The sequence below is a fragment of the Actinoplanes sp. M2I2 genome, from assembly GCF_023544445.1.
Lineage (GTDB): Bacteria > Actinomycetota > Actinomycetes > Mycobacteriales > Micromonosporaceae > Actinoplanes.
Map to the genome: position 1 here is coordinate 674,051 of NZ_JALPVJ010000002.1, position 16,047 is coordinate 690,097.

11 protein-coding genes are annotated in these 16,047 nt (G+C 73.5%); 7 read left to right on the forward strand and 4 right to left on the reverse strand.

Features of this window, described 5'->3' with window-relative positions; all coding sequences use genetic code 11:
* Positions 1-26: 26 nt before the first annotated feature.
* The 4 genes from HJC40_RS06960 to HJC40_RS06975 form a co-directional block, all read right to left on the reverse strand.
* On the reverse strand, positions 27-2,804 hold the full coding sequence (locus tag HJC40_RS06960) for an AAA family ATPase (protein ID WP_249999440.1): 2,778 nt from the start codon (positions 2,802-2,804) through the stop codon (positions 27-29).
* A 99-nt stretch (positions 2,805-2,903) separates the two neighbouring features.
* Entirely contained in the window at positions 2,904-3,845 is a 942-nt protein-coding gene (locus HJC40_RS06965) for a helix-turn-helix domain-containing protein (protein WP_249999246.1), read from the reverse strand.
* Between the two features lie 59 nt (positions 3,846-3,904).
* Entirely contained in the window at positions 3,905-4,855 is a 951-nt protein-coding gene (locus tag HJC40_RS06970) for a helix-turn-helix domain-containing protein (RefSeq protein WP_249999249.1), read from the reverse strand.
* 62 nt (positions 4,856-4,917) lie between these two features.
* The gene (locus HJC40_RS06975; protein WP_249999251.1) at positions 4,918-6,579 is read right to left on the reverse strand and encodes a CocE/NonD family hydrolase; all 1,662 of its coding nucleotides are present in this window, start codon (positions 6,577-6,579) and stop codon (positions 4,918-4,920) included.
* Positions 6,580-6,767: 188 nt separating this feature from the next.
* Here HJC40_RS06975 and HJC40_RS06980 point away from each other — a divergent pair, with 188 nt between their 5' ends.
* The 7 genes from HJC40_RS06980 (at position 6,768) to HJC40_RS07010 (ending at position 16,010) form a co-directional block, all read left to right on the forward strand.
* Positions 6,768-7,799: a LacI family DNA-binding transcriptional regulator gene (locus HJC40_RS06980; protein ID WP_249999253.1), complete on the forward strand. Its 1,032-nt coding sequence runs from the start codon at positions 6,768-6,770 to the stop codon at positions 7,797-7,799.
* A 2-nt stretch (positions 7,800-7,801) separates the two neighbouring features.
* Positions 7,802-9,088, forward strand: coding sequence for a sugar ABC transporter substrate-binding protein (locus tag HJC40_RS06985; protein ID WP_249999255.1), 1,287 nt, complete (start codon positions 7,802-7,804; stop codon positions 9,086-9,088).
* Positions 9,089-9,126: 38 nt separating this feature from the next.
* On the forward strand, positions 9,127-10,005 hold the full coding sequence (locus HJC40_RS06990; protein WP_249999257.1) for a carbohydrate ABC transporter permease: 879 nt from the start codon (positions 9,127-9,129) through the stop codon (positions 10,003-10,005).
* A 1-nt stretch (position 10,006) separates the two neighbouring features.
* Entirely contained in the window at positions 10,007-10,837 is an 831-nt protein-coding gene (locus tag HJC40_RS06995; RefSeq protein ID WP_249999259.1) for a carbohydrate ABC transporter permease, read from the forward strand.
* Position 10,838: 1 nt separating this feature from the next.
* Complete coding sequence (locus HJC40_RS07000; protein ID WP_249999261.1) at positions 10,839-11,975, forward strand: hypothetical protein; 1,137 nt, start codon at positions 10,839-10,841, stop codon at positions 11,973-11,975.
* Entirely contained in the window at positions 11,905-13,899 is a 1,995-nt protein-coding gene (locus HJC40_RS07005) for a hypothetical protein (RefSeq protein WP_249999263.1), read from the forward strand. Before HJC40_RS07000 ends, HJC40_RS07005 begins: the two co-directional genes overlap by 71 nt.
* Before the next feature lie 101 nt (positions 13,900-14,000).
* Positions 14,001-16,010 carry an MMPL family transporter gene (locus tag HJC40_RS07010; RefSeq protein WP_249999265.1) on the forward strand — a complete coding sequence of 670 codons (2,010 nt, stop codon included), beginning with the start codon at positions 14,001-14,003 and terminating at the stop codon, positions 16,008-16,010.
* Positions 16,011-16,047 lie beyond the last annotated feature (37 nt).

The following is a 16,047-nucleotide window of genomic DNA, read 5'->3' on the forward strand; positions in this document are numbered from 1 at the left end:
GCGTGGGAATCCGTAAGTTGACGGCGTCAGTCGACGCTGTCCGGCCACGCCGGCCCCTGTCCCGGCGGGCGGCCCTGGGCCGCACCGCGGCCCGGCGGCTGCTCCGGGACAGGCGCCAGAGCCGCCCGCAGCTGGGAACGGCCGCTGATCCCGAGCTTGGGATAGATGCGGTAGAGGTGGGAGCTGACCGTCCGGTGCGACAGGAACAGCCGCTGGCCGATCTCGCGGTTGCTCAGCCCGGCCGCCGCGAGCATCGCCGTCTGCAGCTCCTGGGCCGTCAGCCGTTCCCCCGAGCGCACCGCGCGGCCGGTGCTCTCCTCGCCCGACGCGCGCAGCTCCTCGCGGGCCAGCCGCCCCCACACGTGCGCGCCGAGCTCGTCGAAACCGTCCCGGGCGGCGCGCAGGGGCGGCCGCGACTCGAGGATCCGCTTGCGGCGGCGCAGCCAGGTCCCGTAGGCGAGGGACAGCCGGGCCCGGTGGACCGGCCAGTCGGTGTGGTCGAGCGCGAAGGCCGCCTCGAAGGCCGGTCCGGCCTCGTCGTCGGAGGCGAGCACGGCTTTCGCGTACGCGAGCGACCGGTGCAGCATCGGCGACGGCAACCGCGCCGCGCGTTCCGCGGCCTGCCCGATGATGGCGCGGACGTCCGGCCGGCGGCCCGAGCGGACGGCCGCGTCGGCCAGATCGGGCAGGGCCCAGCCCGACATGTCGAGGTGGTGCGTGGAGTCGGCCGGGTCGAAGACGCGCAGGAGGATCGCGAGCGCCTCCTCGTGGCGTCCCTCGGCGTTGGCGGCGACGCCCCGCGCGTGCTGGGCAGCCTCGGCGGCGAACCGCACGCCGGTCACCAGCGGGCCGGCCAGCACGGCGTCGGCCAGCCGCGTGGCCTCGGCGCTGTTCCCGGCCATGGCCTCGTGCAGCGCCCGGCTGGCCCGGGCGGCCACCACCCAGAACTGCTCACCGGTCTCCTCGGCGAGCGCCTCGGCCTCCTCGGTGTCGGCGCGGACGGCCGGCCACCGGCCCAGCCACAGCCGGATGAAACCGGCGGACGACAGCGTACGGGCGAGAAGCGCGGCCCGTCCCTGGGCGCGATAGCCGGCGGCCACGGTCGTCATGATCGCGGAGGCCTGCACGAAGTCGCCCAGGATCAGCGCCGCCCCACCGAGGTAGTGCAGCCCGTCCACATCGCCGGGACCGGGAGCCACCGCGGGCAGCCGGCGCAGCACGTCCGGGCCGAACGCGTCCGGCTGGGCGTAGGCCGCGATCGCCAGCGCGCGCGGGTCGTCCACGGCCAAACCGAGCTTGTCGGTCACGGTCGTGATCCGCGCCCCCACCTCGGCCGGCAGACCGGCCCACCAGCACCGCGAGGCGGCCCGCCAGCACAGCATCGCGGCCAGGCCGGTGTCGCCGGCCGCCTGGGCGTCCAGCGCGTGGCCGCACAGCTCGTCGATGCGCGCGACGTCCCGGACGTCGCCCGGCTCGACGAGGTCGCGGACGACGGCCAGCCGCCCGCGGTCGAGCACGTCCCCCTGCCGCGGGTCGACCCGCGCGATCAGCCGCACGGCGGCCTTCCGGTCGTGCGCCTGCGATGCCAGGTCGGCCGCGCGCAGCAGCAGCGACGAGCGCCGGGCGGCGTCGGTGGTGAGCTCGGACGCGCGGTCGAGGCCGGTGACGGCGACGCCGAGCGCCCCGCGTTCCAGCGCCCGGCCGGCCGCGGCCTCGAGGTCGGCGCTGACGTCGTCGTCGGCCCCGAGCGTCGCGGCGCTGCGGTGCCAGGCCCGCCGGTCGGGGTCGTGCGCGAGGGCGTCGGCCAGCACCGCGTGGATGGTCAGCCGGGCGATGTCGCTGACCGACCGGTACACCGCGGACCGGACGAGGGGGTGGCGGAACCGCAGCCGCTGGGCCTGCACCTGCAGCAGCCCGGCGTCGATGGCCGGCTGGATCGCCTCGGCCGGGACGCCGGCGCCGGTCAGCACCCCGGCGATCGCCAGCAGCGCCGGCAGCGGGCAACCGGTGTCGGCCGCGAGGACGGCCAGGACCGCGCGGGTGCCGGGCGGCATCTGTTCGAAGCGGTCGGTGAACGCCGACTCCAGCCGCTCGTTGAGGGGCAGCAGCTCGGGCGCGCTCTCGGAGGCCAGCAGCCGGGGCAGTTCGACCAGCGCGAGGGGATTTCCGGCCGCCTCGCGGAGGATGCGGGCGCGCAGCCGGGCCGGCAGCCCGGGCGCGTGGTCGTCCAGGACCCGCCGGGCGGCCTCGTCGTCCAGCTCGCCCAGGGACAACCCGTCCAGGCCTGTACGGGCGAGCACGTCGGTGTGCTGGGCCCGCACCGCCAGCACCGCCGCGATGGGCTCGACGGTCAGCCGGCGGGCCACGAAGACCAGCACGTCGAGGGTCTCGGGGTCGAGCCAGTGCGCGTCCTCGGCCACGATGAGCAGCGGGGTGCGGGCCGCGCGGTCGCCCAGCAGCTCGAGCACGGCGAGCCCGACCGTGAACAGATCCGGGCGCAGGTCGTCCTGCCCGAACGCGCCGAGCAGCGTGCGCCGCAACCGGGGCGTCAGCACGTCCAGGTTGCCGAGCAGCGGGGCCAGCAGCTGATGCAGCCCGGCGAACGGCAGCGCGGTCTCGGCCTCGGCGCCGTTGGTCTGCAGCACCACCATGCCTGAGGCGGCCGCGCTGTCCCGGGCCGCGACCAGCACCATCGTCTTGCCGATCCCGGCGTGGCCGCGCACGACCAGGGCGCCGCCGCGCCCGGCGCGGGCCTCGCCGAGCAGCTTCTCCACCATCGACAGTTCCCGGTCACGGCCGTGCATCGCCACGAAAGCCTCCTTGGGTGCGCTCCCAGAAATCTCGCATCGCGGCGGCAGATGATGTTGTCTCAGCGCGCACAGGTCTGACGCCTGTGCGCAGCTTCAGGGGCGGCCGGTGAGCCGGCGCGGGGTGACGCCGAAGGCCTCGCGGAAACGGCTGGAGAAGAAGCTTGGATTGGAGAAGCCCCAGGCGCGGGCCACGGCCGCGATCGGGACCGGGCGGCGGCGGGGCGAGAGCAGCTCGGCGCGGGCGCCGAGCAGCCGCTGCTCGATGATGGACTGCTCGAGGCTCTGGCCCAGCGACTCGTACAGCTTGTAGAGGGCGCGGACCGAGATGGCGTGGGCCGCCGCTATCCGGGCCGGGGTCAGATCCGGGTCGCGCAGGTGGGCACGGACGTAAGCCTGCACGCGGACCGGCAACGAGGACTGCATCGCCTCGCGCATCCGCCGGCCGTCGTCCGCGGCCGACACGATCAGCGCCCGCATCAGCTCGGCCGACGCGACGCCGAGCTCGAGGGCCCCGGCCCCGGCGGCCAGCTCGTCGGCCTGGGCCGTCACCCGGGCGACGTGATCGCGGACGAGGTCGTAGAGCGGGCTGCCGCGCAGTCCCCGGGCGGCCGCGTGGATCAGGTCGCGGGGCAGGCCGAGATGGTCCACGTCGACGTGCAGGGCGTAGGAGGCGCCGCTGCCCTTCCACCCGTAGACGTACGGCCGGGACAAATCGACCAGGATCAGGTCGCGCGGCCCGAACAGGCGCTCCTCCCGCTCCCACACCATGTGGTTGTCGGTCCGCATCGGCAGCGCGAGGACGATGGACCTCTCGGTCTCGGCCCGCGACATGCGCGGCGTGCGGCGCAGGGTGGTCCCGGAGGCGTCGATGGTGAACACCTTGGACACGCCGAAGTCGGAGACCGACATCCGGGCGTCGATGGACGCCGGATCCTCGAACGACGCCATGCTCGACGAGCAGTTCGCGCTGACCGTGGCCTGGAACGCCTCGGCGCGTTCGGCGGCGGGCAGCGACCCGGTGTCGAGTACCAGCATGAGCCGACGGTAACGATCAACTCGGCCGCGCCCTCGGCTCTCGCTGCAGCGTTGTCGGCCTACTCCGCACGGCGGCGCCACTGCGAGGGCGTCGTCCCGTACCGGGCCTTGAAGCGGCGGGTGAAGTGGGTGGGGTCGCGGAATCCCCAGCGCCGCGCGATCGTGGCGATCGGCAGGTGCCGCCGGTCCGGCCGGGTCAGCTCGTGCCGGACGCGGTGCAGGCGCTCGTCGATGATCCACTGCTCGAGGCTGAGGTCCGCGCCGGCGCACAGCTTGTAGAGCTGCCGCAGGGAGATGCCGTGGGCCGCCGCGATCGTCGCCGGCGTGAGGTCCGGATCGGCCAGGCGCAGCCGGGTGAAGGCCCGGACGCGGGTCAGCAGCGTCTCGGCGAGGACCGTCCGGGTGTGCCGTCCGGAGTGGCCGGCCGAGACCAGCAGGGCCCGGGCCAGATCGATGCCGGCCGCGCCCACGGTGGCCGAGGCGGCGTCCCCGGTGATCCCGGCCGGGTCCCGGCCGATCTCGGCGATGTGGGTCGCGACCAGACGGTAGAGCGGGCTGGCGCCGACCTCGGCGGCGGCCCGGCGCACGGCGTCCAGCGGCAGACCGAGCTGGTCGTACGGGATCTGCAGCGCCGCGGCGCCGCCGTCACCCGACCACGAGTAGTCGTACGGGGCGGAGAGGTCGACGACGAGCAGCTCCCCGGGTGGCACGACCCGCTGCCGCCCGCCCTGGTCGATCCGCCCGGAGCCGCGGCGCTGGACGGCCAGCGCGACCACCGGCATGCCGTCCTGCCGGGCCTGCTTGGCCGTGCGCAGCAGCCGGATGCCCGACGAACGGTGCGTGAAGATGGTGGCGTTGCCGAGTTCCCACACCTCGAGCCGCGCGTGGACGTCGCCGTCCGGATCCTCGTGCAGCACGTGGCAGGGCGCCGAGGCGTGCAGCATCGCCGTGCGCACGGCCTCGACCCGGTCCTGCACGGGCAGCTCGGCGGTGTCGAGCACGTACCCCATGACGATCAGTCTCGCATCGGGCCCGCCCCGGCCGGTTCCCCCGAACGGGGACCGGCCCCGCGTCAGCCGTCCAGCGTCGTCAAGGTGATCGACGACGGGCGGTCGGCGTCGTGGAAGACCTCGAAGCGGCACGGGCGGCCGGCGGTGGCGACGCCGAACGGCTCCGCCGTGCCCATGTTGCGGGCGTAGCGGGGAAAGGCTCCGCCGCTGACCTGCACCCGCAGCCGGTGACCGGCGCGGAACCGGTAGGCGGTGGGGAACAACTCGACGTGCACGGCGAGCACGCCGTCGGCGCCGGCCTCGACGTCGGGCGCGTTCAGGGTGCGGGGGTCGAGCCGGCGGATGCCGTCCACGACGTTGCGGGAGACACCCTTCTCGTCGACGTCGCAGAGCCGCACGAACACATCGGCGTACGGGATGTCGGTGCGCACGTGGATCGTCGCGCCGACCGGGCCGACGACGTCGAGGTCGGACTCCAGCGCCGGGCCGGTGAAGACGAGCACGTCGTCGCGCTCCTCGACGAGCCGGTTGTCGGCCTGCTTGCCCGGCGGCTGCAGCAGCGGGCCGCCGACGGTCGGCGTCGGGCGGGCCGGGTCGTATGTGAAGCGGCTCGGGTCGCCACCGGGCTCCGCCCCGAGCCGGCCACCGCCGCTCAGGTGGACGACCGTCTCCCGGGCGGCCGGGGGTGGCCAGTTCTCGAACTCGAGCCACGTGCCCGCCTGTTGCAGGTGGACGCGCACCGGCGCGCCCTCGGGCGCGGGCCCGCCGCGCAGGTGGTGCTCGAGCCAGGCGACGTCGGACTGCACGACGGTCCGCAGCTCGCCGAGCTCGCCGTGCAGCCACGGCCCGACGACCAGCCGTGCGGGCACCCCGGCGGCCCGCAGGGCGGTGTAATCGCTCAGATTGCCGGCCAGGAACAGATCCCACCAGCCGGTGACCATGTTGGCCGGGGGCATCCGGGTGAGGTCGGCGCCGTCGTGGTCGGCCTGCGACCAGAAGTCGTCGGCCGGCTCGGCGTGCGCGACGAAGTCCCGCCAGAACGGCACCGGGGCGTCGGCCACCTGGACGTCGACCGCCTGCAGGGGCAACCGGCCCAGCCCCCGGCGGACCCGGGCCTTGACCCGCGGGTCGGGCAGCCCGGCGAGCAGCCCCGGGCGCTCCTGCCGGCCGATCTGGGCCGACCAGCTCAGCGCGGTGTGGATCGACGGCACGCCGTGCTCGTAGAACAGGCGGTTGGTGACGTTGGCCGAGGTGATGTGGGGGGAGACGCAGACCAGGGGCGGGTCCGCGTAGGGCGCGACGGCCCACTGCGTGTGCCCGAAGTAGCTCGCGCCGACCATGGCGATCCGGCCGTCGCACCACGGTTGCCGGCGCAGCCACGCGATCGTGGCCAGACCGTCGTCGCGCTCGGTCGTGAACGGACGGAACTGACCGCCCGACCCGAACGTCCCGCGGGTGGCCTGCATGAACACCGCGAAGCCGCGGCGGGCCAGCGGGGCCGCGAAGGCCTGGCCGAACGCGCCGGCCCGCCCGTACGGCACCCGGATGAGAACCACCGGCAGGGGCGTCTGCTGACCCACCGGGCGGTAGTGGTCGGCCAGGAGCGTGACGTCGTCGGTCATCGGCACGGGGACGTCCTTGCGGATCTCGTACGGGACGGCCCGCACCGGCAGCCCGAGCGCGACGTCCGCGGCGAGCCCGGCCAGCCTGCTGATCTTCGCCATCCTGGCAACGTAACCCATCCCCGGGGCCCGGCGCGCGCCCGGCGGACCGGGCGGGCCCGGCTCGCTGATCATCATCTGTTCGGATATGTCGGACCGGCCGTTCACGTCGTCGTCGTCCTCCGATTGTGCGATCACCGAAACCGGTCTATGTTTCGATCAAACCGGTTTAGTAAACCAAGGGAGGCGCGATGACCAGGCCAGACAGGCCGACGATCCGGGATGTCGCGGCCGCCGCCGGTGTTTCCAAAGGCACTGTCTCGTTCGCGCTGAACGGCCGGCCGGGGGTCTCCGAGGACACCCGCGAGCGCATCCTCGCCGCCGCCCGCGACCTCGGCTGGACGCCCAGCACCAAGGCCCGCGCCCTGTCGGTCTCCCGGGCGTTCGCCGTCGGCCTGGTGCTGGCCCGCGAGCCCGAGCTGCTCGGCGCCGACCCGTTCTTCCCGGCCTTCATCGCCGGCGTCGAGCGCACGCTCTCCGACCGCGGGCAGGCGCTCGTGCTGCAGGTCGTGCCCGAGGCCGAGGAGGAGGCGGGCTACCGGCGGCTGGCCGACGCCGGCCGGGTCGACGGGGTGTTCGTGCTCGACCTGCGGGTCGCCGACCCGCGGATCGCCCTGCTGGCCGAGCTGGGGATGCCCGCGGTGACCATCGCCCGGCCCGACGGGCCCAGCCCCTTCCCGGCCGTGCTGGTCGACGACCGGCCGGGCATCGCCGCCGCCGTGAGCCACCTGGCCGGGCTCGGGCACCGCCACATCGCGCATGTCGCCGGCCCCGCGCACTTCCTGCACGGTTCACGCCGCCGCCGGGCCTTCGACGACGCCCTGGACGAGGCCGGCCTGCCACCCGGCCCGGTCGTGGAGGCCGACTTCTCGGCGGCCGGCGGTGCGGCGGCGACCCGCGAGATCCTGGCCGCCGGGCCCACCGCGATCGTCTACTCCAACGACCTGATGGCCATCGCCGGGCTGTCCGTCGCCGTCGAGCTCGGCCGGGCCGTGCCCGCGCGGCTGTCGGTCACCGGCTTCGACAACACCGATCTCGCGGGCTATGTCAGTCCCGCGCTCACGAGCGTCCGCACCGACCCGTACCTGTGGGGCCGGAAAGCCGCGGAAGCCCTGCTCGAGCTCATCGACGGCGGGACGGTCGACGACGTTCCCGTTCCCGCCGCCCAGCTGGTGATCCGGGCGTCCACCGCGCCCCCGCCCCCCGAAGTCCGAACGGAGTGACCATGAAACGCGCCCTCCCGGCCGCCCTTCTCACCCTCTCTCTAGCGCTAGCCGCCGGCTGTGACGGCAGCGGCGGCGGCGACGCCGGCCAGGCCAACGCGGCCACCGGCCCGATCACCATCTGGCTCTCCAACAACCAGGAGGAGCTGGCCTGGGGCAAGGCCATGGTCGAGTCCTGGAACGGCCGGCACGCCGACCAGAAGATCACGGCCCAGGAGATCCCGGCCGGCAAGAGCTCGGAGGAGGTCATCGGCGCGGCCATCACGGCCGGCAACGCGCCCTGCCTCATCTGGAACACCGCGCCCGCCGCGATCCCGCAGTTCCAGAAGCAGGGCGGCCTGGTCGCGCTCGACTCGTTCGAGGGCGGCGACCAGTACATCACCGACCGCACGGGGGACACGGCCGAGCAGTACAAGTCGCCGGACGGCAAGTTCTACCAGCTGCCGTGGAAGTCCAACCCGGTGATGATCTTCTACAACAAGGACATCTTCGCCAAGGCCGGGCTCGACCCCGAGAAGCCGGCGCTGTCCACGTACGACGAGTTCCTGACGGCGGCCCGCAAGATCAAGTCGTCCAAGGCCGCGCAGGCCGCCATCTATCCGGCACCGAGCAGCGAGTTCTTCCAGTCCTGGTTCGACTTCTACCCGCTGTTCGCCGCCGAGACCGACGGCACCCAGCTGGTCAAGGACAACAAGGCGCAGTTCAACACCCCGCAGGGCCAGGCCGTCGCCGGCTTCTGGAAGACCCTGTACGACGAGGGCCTCGCGCCCAAGGAGATGTACAACGGCGACTCGTTCGCCGACAAGAAGGCGGCCATGGCGATCGTCGGCCCGTGGGCGATCAAGGTCTACGGCGACAAGGTGAAGTGGGGCGCCGTGCCGGTGCCGACCTCCACCGGCAAGCCGGCCGAGCAGATCAGGACGTTCAGCGACGCCAAGAACGTGGCGATGTACAGCGCCTGCCAGAACCGGGCCACGGCCTGGGAGGTCATGAAGTTCGCCACCAGCCAGGAGCAGGACGGCAAGCTGCTCGACGCGACCGGCCAGATGCCGCTGCGCAAGGACCTGCAGACCGCTTACCCGGACTACTTCGCCGGGAACGCCGCCTACAAGCAGTTCGCCGACCAGGCCGCGCGCACCGTCGAGGTGCCCAACGTGCCCAACTCGGTGGCTGTCTGGCAGACCTTCCGCGACGCGTACTCGCAGTCGGTGATCTTCGGTAAGCAGCCGGTGGCCGACGCCTTCTCGGGCGCCGCGACCAAGGTAGACCAGCTCGCCAGCGGGTCGTGATGACGGCCGCCCCCGCGGGCGGCGCGCAACGGAACCGAGTGGCGGCCGTTCTCGGCCGCCACCCGGTGGGCATGATCCTGGCCGCCCCGTACGCCGTCTACCTCGCTGTCATCTTCGCCTACCCGTTCGGGTTCTCGGTGTGGATGAGCTTCCACGACTACTTCTTCGCCGCGCCCGGCGCCATCGTCGACCACCCGTTCGTCGGGCTCGACAACTACCGGGCCGCCCTGACCGACCCGGCGGTCCGGCAGGCGTTCAAGAACATCGTGATCTTCCTGGTCATCAACGTGCCGCTCACGACCGCGCTCGCGCTGGTGCTGGCGGTCGCGCTCAACCGGGTGGTCCACGCCCGCACGTTCCTGCGGGTCGCGTTCTACGTCCCGTACGTGACCGCGAGCGTCGCCGTGGTCGGCGTGTGGCTGTTCCTGTTCAACTCGGGCGGCCTGGTCAACAGCGTCCTCGGCCCGCTTGCGCCCGACCCGTCGTGGCTGGTCAACGAGGGCCTGGCGATGCCCGTCATCGCGTTCTTCGTGACCTGGAAGCAGCTCGGCTTCTTCATCCTGCTCTACCTGGCGGCGCTGCAGAACGTGCCCAAGGAGCTCTACGAGTCGGCCTCGGTCGACGGCGCCAACGGGTGGAACAAGTTCTGGTCGGTCACCGTGCCGGCCGTCCGCCCGGCCACCGCGCTCGTGGTGATCCTGGCCCTGATCACCGGGGCCAACCTGTTCACCGAGCCCTACCTGCTGACCGGCGGGGGCGGGCCGAACGGGGCCTCGGCGTCCCCGGTGCTGATCATGTATCAGCGCGGCATCCAGCAGGGTGAGCCCGACTTCGCCGCCGCGCTCGGCGTGATCCTGGTGATCGGCGTGCTGATCCTCGCGTACCTCAATCGCCGCTTCATCGAAGGACGGGACTGACATGAGGCGCTGGCCCAACGTCGTGCGCTACGTGCTGCTCTTCCTCGGCGCGCTGATCTTCCTGTTCCCCTTCTACTACATGCTGGTCGGCTCGCTGCAGTCCGCGCCGGACACCTCGGTGGGCGGAGCGTTCCCGACCTCCGGGCTGACGCTCGACAACTACCGGGACATCAACTCGCGGGTCGACCTGCTCGGCTCGCTGGTCAACTCGGGCATCTTCACCGGCGGGGTGCTGCTCGGGACGGTCGTGTTCGGCACGCTGGCCGGTTACGCGCTGGCCCGGCTGCAGTTCCGCGGGCGGGGCGTGCTCTTCGCGCTCGTGCTGCTGGTCCAGGTGATCCCGTTCCAGCTGCTGCTGATCCCGCTGTACGTGCTGATCGTGCGCGGCTACGGCCTGGCCGACAACTACCTCGGCATGATCCTGCCGTTCGCCATCAACACCGCCGCGGTCTTCGTCTTCCGGCAGTTCTTCCTGCAACTGCCGGACGACCTGTTCGCCGCGGCCCGGCTCGACGGCGCGGGCGAGCTGCGGATCCTCTGGTCGGTCGCGCTGCCGCTGGTGCGCCCGGCCCTGCTGACCGCGGTCCTGCTGACCTTCATCGGCCCGTGGAACGAGTTCCTCTGGCCGTTCCTGGTGACCAAGGACGCGGACATGCAACCGCTGGCCGTCTCGCTGGCCAACTACATCAGCAACGTGTCCTCGCGGGCGGCCAACCCGTTCGGCGCGATCCTGGCCGGCGCCTGTGTGCTGGCCGCTCCCGCGGTCGCGTTGTTCATCGCCTTCCAACGGCAGTTCACCTCCTCCGACCTCGGTTCCGGCGTGAAAGGCTGACATGGTTCCCTACACCCTGACCCGGTTGGGCGTCGTCATGGCGCCCGACACCGGCGACCCCCTCGAGGCCGAGGGCGTTCTCAACCCGGCCAGCGGCCGTACGCCCGACGGCCGGCTGTTCCTGCTGCCGCGCCTGGTGGCCACCGGCAACGTCTCGCGCGTCGGACTGGCCGAGGTGGAGCTCAAGGACGGCGTGCCCGTCGGGGTGCGGCGCCGCGGCATCGTGCTGTCCCCGGACGAAGGCTGGGAACGCGGGCTCAACAACGCTGGCGTGGAGGACCCGCGCACCACGTGGGTGCCGAGCCTCGGCAAGCACCTGATGACCTACGTGGCGTACGGTCCGCTCGGGCCCCGGCTGGCCCTGGCCGTCTCCGACGACCTGGAGTCGTGGCAGCGGCTCGGCCCGGTGCAGTTCGCCTATCAGCCCGACCTGGACACCGACCTCAACCTGTTCCCCAACAAGGACGCGGTCTTCTTCCCCGAGCCGGTGCCCGACCCGGACGGCCGCCCGAGCTACGCGATGATCCACCGCCCGATGTGGGACCTGGGCTGGTTCCGGCCCGGCGAGGGCGTGCACCTGCCGGCCGGCATCTCCGACGAGCGGGCCGGCATCTGGATCTCGTACGTGCCGGCCGACGAGGCCGCGGCCGACCTCACCGCCCTGGTCCGCCCGCGCAAGCACCGCTGTGTCGCGCTGCCCGAGTTCCCGTACGAGGAACTGAAGATCGGGGCCGGGCCCCCGCCGCTGCGGGTGCCCGAGGGCTGGCTGCTGATCCACCACGGGGTCACCGGGTACATCCCGCCCGGCTTCGACCCGGCGAACCAGCGGGTCACCTACGCCGCCGGGGCCATGCTGCTCGACCCGGCCGACCCGAGCCACGTGCTGGACCGGACCGCCGAGCCGATCTTCGTTCCCGAGACGGCCGACGAGCAGTCGGGAACCGTGCCCAACGTTGTCTTCCCCACCGCCATCGAGCAGGTCGACGGCGTCCACTATGTCTTCTACGGCATGGCGGACAGCAAGATCGGCGTCGCTCGTCTCGACCGAGTCCCCCAAGGAGCGCGCGATGAAGCGCCGATCCGTCCTGGTGAGCAGCGGACTAGCCCTGACAGCACCGCTGCTGACCTCCACACCTAGCCGGGCCGCCGGTTCGCGGCTCACCAACACCGCCCACCTCGATTTCCTGCGCGACAGCGTCACCCCGCCCGCGCAGGTCGGCCACACCACCTACCGGCCGGCCACCGCCCTCGGCGTGCTCTGGACCTATGCCGAGCCTGGCGCCGACGGCACCTACCGGCGGATCGGGGGCGGACCGTACGACCCGGCCACCGGCACGTACGGGCAGGGCGCCTTTAACTCGGACGACATCGCGCGGGCCGCGATCGTATATCTGCGGCACTGGAAGCAGACCGGCTCGTCCCGGAGCCGCACGGCCGCGTACGAGCTGCTGCGCGGGCTGACGTATTTCCAGACGACCACATCCGGCAATGTCGTGTTGTGGATGCAGCCGGACGGGACGTTCAACGCGAGCCCCGAGCCGGTCGAGCTGCCCGACCCGTCGGACAGCGGGCCGTCGTACTGGCTGGCCCGCGCGGTGTGGGCGCTGGGCGAGGGGTACGCCGTGTTCAAGAAGGCCGACCCGGGCTTCGCGGCCTTCCTGAAGCGGCGGCTCGACCTCGCGATCGGCGCGCTCGACCGCCAGGTGCTGTCCCGGTACGGCTCCTGGCTGACCGTCGACGGCCGGCGGACGCCCGCGTGGCTGATCGTCGACGGCGCCGACGCCACCGCCGAGGCCGTGCTGGGGCTGGCCGCCTACGTCTCGTCGGGCGGGGGCCCGGCCGCCCGGCGCGCGCTGCGGCAGTTCGGCGAGGGCATCGCGGCGCTGTCCGAGGGCTCGACCCGGGAATGGCCGTTCGGCGCGGTGCTCCCGTGGGGGCTGTCCCGGTCGGACTGGCACGCCTGGGCCTCGCAGATGCCGGCCGCGCTGGCCCGGGCCGGTCAGGTCCTGGGCGACGACCGGCTCGTCCGCCCGGCGGTGACCGACTCGGCGGTCTTCACCCCGTGGCTGCTCACCTCGGGCGGCCCCGACAACGGCCGCCTGCCCGCCGCGATCGACCGCAACCAGATCGCGTACGGGGTGGACTCGCGCATCCAGTCGCTGCTAGCCGTGGCCGGCGCGACCGGGCGCACCGGTTTCCGCACGCTGGCCGGGATCGTGGCCGCCTGGTATTTCGGCGCCAACGCGGCCGGCGCACCGGCCTACGACCCGGCGACGGGCCGCACGGTGGACGGCATCGCCCCCGACGGCACGGTCAACCGCAACGCCGGCGCCGAGTCGACCATCCACGGCCTGCTCAGCATGCTGGTCCTGGACGCCCACCCGGACGTGGCCGCCCTGGCCCGTCAGGGCAGCATCGTCGACCGGGTGGGATCGACCACGGTGGAGGCCGAGTCGGCCGTCCTGGCCGGTGGCGCGACCGTCGTGACCCCGCCGTCGGCCTGGACCGGCGAGTCGCAGTTCAGCGAGGGCCGCTACGCCCGGCTGCCGGCCGGCGCCACCGCCCGGTTCACCCTGCCCGCGGCCACTCAGCCCCGGCTGGTGCTGCCGGTGGCCGACCTGCGGCCCGGCAGCGCCGCGGTCACCCGCTGGACCTCTGCGGGCCGGGGGCTGGGCAGTGTGCGGCACGGCCGGATCGGCGCGCAGGGTGCTTCGCCCGCGCCCGGGGCGCTGCTGCCGGTCACGCTGGACGGCGAGCTGCCGGCCGGCGCCACCGACCTGCTCGCCACGGCGACCGGGGGAGAGGCCGTGGTCGACGCGGTCCTGCTCGAGCCGTTGGTCTCGCGCTACGTCATCGGGGGACGCGGCCACACGACGGCCCTGCTCCGCAGCGCCGCCCGGCGCCCGGAGACGGTCGGCGTCCCGATCCCCGGCGCCGGGGTGGCCGTCGTCGAGACGTACGACGCTTCGGGCGTACTTCGCTCCCGCGTTTCCACCTCCGGGTCCGGTGCGACCGTGCGAGCGCTCGTGCTGCCCGGCGGGTTCACCGTGATCCGGCGGTAGCCGCTGGTTCGCGTTCCGCCAATTCGCGTTTCGCCCGGTGGGGCCGGCCGATCGCTGGTCGGTTGCGGCCTCACCGGCGCCGGGCGGGATACCGTGCCCGGGTGAACGCAACGTCGCGCTTCGTCGCCCGGCACCGCTGGTGGGTCCTGCTGGCCTGGCTGGCACTGGCCCTGGCCGGCGGGTTCGCCGCGCCGAAGGCGACAGCCGCGCTGTCCTACGACTTCTCGCTGCCCGGCCAGCGCGGATACGAGACCAACCGGCTCATCACCGAGCGGTTCGGCTCGGGCGGCGACGTGGCGCCGGTCCTGCTGGTCGACGACCGGCCCGCCCCAGAGCGGGCCGGTCGCCTGGCCGGGGCGGTCGAGCAGGCGTTGCCGGGTTCGCGGGTGCTGTCCTACGCCGACGAGGGGGTGCTCCGCTCGGCCGACGGCCGCCTGGGCGTCGTGGTGGTCTATCCCCGCGTCACACCCGGTCCCGAGCCGTACGCCGCCGCTCTGCCCGTCCTGGAGCAACTCGCCGGTGGGTACGAGGGGGTCACCGTGACCGGCAAGGACGCCCTGGCCGCCGAGGGTGGCGGTGAGCAGGGCGCCGATGTGCTGGTCGAGACGATCTTCGGTGGGGCCGGGGCGCTGATCGTGCTCCTGGTCGTCTTCGGCTCGGCGCTGGCGCTGATGCCGTTGCTGATCGCGGCCGGCTCGATCCTGACCACGTTCCTCATCGTCTGGGGCCTGACCGGGCTGACCGACATCTCGTTCATCGTGCAGTTCCTGCTCGCGCTGATCGGGCTGGGCGTGGCGATCGACTACGCGCTGCTGATCGTCACCCGCTGGCGCGAGGAGTTGGGCCGGGGCGCGGGCGCCGAGGAGGCCGTGCACCGGTCGATGGCGACCGCCGGCCGCTCGGTGTTCTTCTCCGGCGTGACCGTCGCGGTCAGCCTGGCCGCGCTGATCGCCCTGCCCGTGCCGTTCCTGCGCAGCGTCGGCTTCACCGGCCTGCTCATCCCCGTGGTCAGCGTGCTCGCCGCGCTCACCCTGCTGCCGGCCCTGCTGCTCACCGCCGGTCCGCGCCTCGACTGGCCGCACCGGCGCCGCACCGACCCGGAGAGCAGGCTGTGGCGGCGGATCGGCGCTTTCGTCGTCCGGCACCGCTGGGCCTCGGCCGTCGCGGCGACGGTGGTGCTGCTGGCCCTGGCCGCCCCGGCCCTGACCATCCGGCTGGGCCAGCCGACCGACGCGGCCCTGGCCTCCACCGGCGGCGACGCCGGCGCGGCGGTCACCCGGCTCGGCGCCTCGGGCATCGGCGCCGGCCTGACCACCCCGGTGGAGATCCTCACCGCCGACCCGGCCGCGGCCCGCGACGCCGTGGCCGGACTGCCCGGCGTGGCCGCCGCGGTCACCTGGCCGGGCGGCGACGGCGAGTCCCTGATCGGCGTGTGGACCACCGCGGACGCCTCCACCGAGCAGGGTGCGGCCACCGCCGCCCGGGTCCGCGCCGCGGCCGAGGCCCTGGGCGCCCGGGTCGGCGGTCTGCCCGCCGGGGACGCCGACTTCATCGACGCGGTCTACGGCAACGCGTGGTGGGTGATCGGGCTGATCGCCGTGGTCACCGTGCTGTTGCTGGTCCGGGCGCTGCGCTCGGTCGTCCTGCCGATCAAGGCGCTGCTCCTGAACGTGCTGTCGCTCGGGGCGGCGTACGGGATCACGGTCTGGATCTGGCAGTACGGGCACGGCACCGAGCTGCTCTTCGGCGAGCAGGGCGCCGGGACGATCACCACCTGGGTGCCGATCGCGGTGTTCGCGTTCCTGTTCGGCCTGTCCATGGACTACGAGGTGTTCCTGCTGTCGCGCATCCGCGAGGAGTACGACAACGGAAGCGACACCGACGAGGCGACCGTGCGCGGTGTCGCCCGTACCGGACGGCTGGTCACCTCGGCCGCCCTGATCCTGTTCCTGGCCTTCGTCTCGCTCGCGCAGGTGCCCACCATCGAGGTGAAGATGCTGGCCACCGCGCTCGCGCTGGGCATCGTCATCGACGCGACGATCGTGCGCGGCGTGCTCGCGCCCGCGCTGGTCGCCGCCCTGGGCCGGGCCAACTGGTGGAGCCCGCGATGACCCCGGGCCCGCCGGCCGTCCCGGTCGCCCCGGGGGC

Excerpts from the sequence above, each read along its gene's own strand:
- HJC40_RS07000 (WP_249999261.1), top strand. The coding sequence starts at position 10,839 with ATGGTTCCCTACACCCTGACCCGGTTGGGCGTCGTCATGGCGCCCGAC.
- HJC40_RS06965 (WP_249999246.1), bottom strand. The coding sequence starts at position 3,845 with ATGCTGGTACTCGACACCGGGTCGCTGCCCGCCGCCGAACGCGCCGAG.
- HJC40_RS06980 (WP_249999253.1), top strand. The coding sequence starts at position 6,768 with ATGACCAGGCCAGACAGGCCGACGATCCGGGATGTCGCGGCCGCCGCC.
- HJC40_RS06975 (WP_249999251.1), bottom strand. The coding sequence starts at position 6,579 with ATGGCGAAGATCAGCAGGCTGGCCGGGCTCGCCGCGGACGTCGCGCTC.
- HJC40_RS07005 (WP_249999263.1), top strand. The coding sequence starts at position 11,905 with ATGAAGCGCCGATCCGTCCTGGTGAGCAGCGGACTAGCCCTGACAGCA.
- HJC40_RS06985 (WP_249999255.1), top strand. The coding sequence starts at position 7,802 with ATGAAACGCGCCCTCCCGGCCGCCCTTCTCACCCTCTCTCTAGCGCTA.
- HJC40_RS06970 (WP_249999249.1), bottom strand. The coding sequence starts at position 4,855 with ATGGGGTACGTGCTCGACACCGCCGAGCTGCCCGTGCAGGACCGGGTC.
- HJC40_RS06995 (WP_249999259.1), top strand. The coding sequence starts at position 10,007 with ATGAGGCGCTGGCCCAACGTCGTGCGCTACGTGCTGCTCTTCCTCGGC.
- HJC40_RS06960 (WP_249999440.1), bottom strand. The coding sequence starts at position 2,804 with ATGCACGGCCGTGACCGGGAACTGTCGATGGTGGAGAAGCTGCTCGGC.